The sequence below is a fragment of the Mesorhizobium sp. M7A.F.Ca.CA.004.06.1.1 genome, assembly GCF_003999135.1.
Classification (GTDB): domain Bacteria; phylum Pseudomonadota; class Alphaproteobacteria; order Rhizobiales; family Rhizobiaceae; genus Mesorhizobium.
Window position 1 is genome coordinate 1 of the sequence record NZ_RZPQ01000836.1, and the last position, 2,460, is coordinate 2,460.

The window sequence follows — 2,460 nt, forward strand, 5'->3', positions numbered from 1 at the left end:
CCGCCGCTCTATACCGTCGCCGATTCGCAGGCGCTGCGCGGCGAAATCGCCGGCGGGCACACGAAAAACCTGTTCCTGAAGGACAAGAAGGACAATTTCTTCCTGGTCACCGTCGGCGAGGACGCGGTCGTCGACCTGAAGCAGATCCACCAGGTGATCGGCGCCGCCAGCCGGGTTTCCTTCGGCAAGCCGGAGATGCTGATGGAGCTGCTCGGCGTCACACCGGGCGCCGTCACGGTCTTTGGCGTCATCAACGACACGGCAAACAGGGTCAAGCTCGTGCTCGACAAGGATTTGATGGAGCATGCGGTCATCAATGGGCATCCGCTGACCAATGAGGCGACGACATCGATCGCGGCGCGCGACCTGATCAGATTCGTCGAGGCAACCGGGCACGATGCTGCTATCTTGAAAGTCTCCGTGTGATCGCCACATGGATGGCTTGAGTCAGATGGTCTGAAGCATAGGGCGCCTGGCCGCCGGCCGGCGGCGCCACGGAAGGGTAGAGAGATGAGCGACAACAATCCGTTCGGCGGCTCCTTTGGCGGCAATGGCGGCCAGTACACCACCTCGGTGCAGTATGGTGGAGCCGCGCCGGCGCCGGCGAAAGTCGCGCTTGGCGATGCGCCCGCCGCTCCCGCCGACGTGATCAAGGACACGACGACGGCTGCCTTTGCCGCCGATGTCATCAAGGAATCGCGCCGGCAGCCGGTGCTGGTCGATTTCTGGGCGCCCTGGTGCGGGCCTTGCAAGCAGTTGACGCCGCAGTTGGAGAAGGCGGTCAAGGCCGCCGGCGGCAGGGTCAAGCTGGTGAAGATGAACATCGACGACCATCCCTCGATCGCCGGCCAGCTCGGCATCCAGTCTATCCCGGCGGTCATCGCCTTCAAGGACGGCCAGCCGGTCGATGGCTTCATGGGCGCCATCCCGGAGAGCCAGATCAACGAATTCATCACCAAGGTCGGCGGCAAGGACAATGGCGCGCCGCCAGTGGCTGAAGCCCTGGCCGCAGCCGTTGAGGCGCGCGCCGCCGGCGACATGCAGACCGCGGCCGACATTTATGACGCCATCCTGGCGCAGGCGCCGGAGACGATCGAGGCGATCGCCGGACTGGGCGAACTGTTGTTCGACGCCGGCGACACGGAAGGCGCCGAGGCGCTTTTGGCAACAGCCCCGGAGGCCAAGAAGGATGCGCCGCCGCTGGCAGCCCTGCGCGCCAGGATGGCGGTTGCGGCGCAGGCGGCGGCTCTCGGCAATCCAGCCGAGTTCGAGCGCCGGCTGGCGGAAAATCCCGGAGATCACCAGGCGCGCTTCGATCTGGCCATGATCCAAAACGCCAACGGCGACCGTACGGCCGCGGCCGACAATCTGCTGGCCATCATCAAGGCCGACCGGGCCTGGAACGAGGATGGCGCGAGGACGCAATTGCTGCAGCTGTTCGAGGCCTGGGGCATGACCGACGAGGCGACGCTGGCGGCGCGCCGCAAATTGTCGGCGCTGCTGTTCTCCTGAGCCGGCTGCCGGTTGTTTTGCCGCACGGGCTTGGCGTCGGCGACGACTGCGCCAGATTAGCTGGTATGACGCGCTTCTGGTGAAGCGATCGGAGGAATATGGTGCAAGCGGGAAACGCGCATTACCGGCTCGCCAAGGATTTGCCGTCGACGATCCCGATCTTTCCGCTCGAGGGTGCGCTTTTGCTGCCGGGAGGTCGCATGCCGCTCAACATCTTCGAGCCGCGCTATCTGCAGATGGTGGACGAGGCGATCGCCGGCCCGCGGCTCATCGGCGTCATCCAGCCCAGTCTCGACGGCGCCTTGCGCGGCGATGGCGAGCCGGAGCTCTGCAATGTCGGTTGCGCCGGCCGCATCATCGCCTTCTCCGAAAGCGGCGACGGCCGCTACCTGATTTCGCTGCAGGGCGTGTGCCGGTTCCGCATCGCCCACGAATTGACGGTCAAGACGCCGTTTCGCCAGTGCAAGCCCGCGCCTTTCCTTGCCGATCTCGACGAGGATCAGGCGGACAACGAGATCGACCGGCCATCGCTGCTCAAGGCGTTTCGCGCCTATCTGCAGGCCAACGATCTGGAGGCCGACTGGGAAAGCGTCAGCCGCGCCGAAAATGCCATGCTGGTCAATGCGCTGTCGATGATGGCGCCCTACGGGCCGGCCGAGAAACAGGCGCTGCTCGAAGCAGCCGACCTGAAGACCCGGGCGGAGACGCTGATCGCCATCACCGAAATGGCACTGGCGCGCGAGAATGAGGATTTTGGCTCGAGTTTGCAGTAAGAGTGTCGATATCCAGGTGAGACCGGCCTGCAAATGGTGGCTTCCTGCGCTTCCGGTGCTTGCGTACGAAAAGTACGCTCCGCTCCGGTTCTCGGTATCAGCCATTTTCGACTGGGCCTGACCTGAATCTCGGCACATCTTAGGCCCGCAACTGGCTGGGAGGAGAATCTTATGG

The 2,460-nt window shown here is 64.5% G+C and carries 3 protein-coding genes; all 3 read left to right on the top strand.

The window, feature by feature from the left end:
• Positions 1–426, top strand: a 426-nt coding sequence (locus tag EN906_RS30880; RefSeq protein WP_164777490.1) for a prolyl-tRNA synthetase associated domain-containing protein, incomplete at its 5' end; no start/stop codon positions are given.
• An 84-nt stretch (positions 427–510) separates the two neighbouring features.
• Positions 511–1,512 carry a thioredoxin gene (gene trxA, locus EN906_RS30885; RefSeq protein WP_127271857.1) on the top strand — a complete coding sequence of 334 codons (1,002 nt, stop codon included), beginning with the start codon at positions 511–513 and terminating at the stop codon, positions 1,510–1,512.
• Positions 1,513–1,613: 101 nt separating this feature from the next.
• Positions 1,614–2,285, top strand: a complete 672-nt coding sequence (locus EN906_RS30890; protein WP_127267296.1) for an LON peptidase substrate-binding domain-containing protein — start codon at positions 1,614–1,616, stop codon at positions 2,283–2,285.
• Positions 2,286–2,460: the final 175 nt, after the last annotated feature.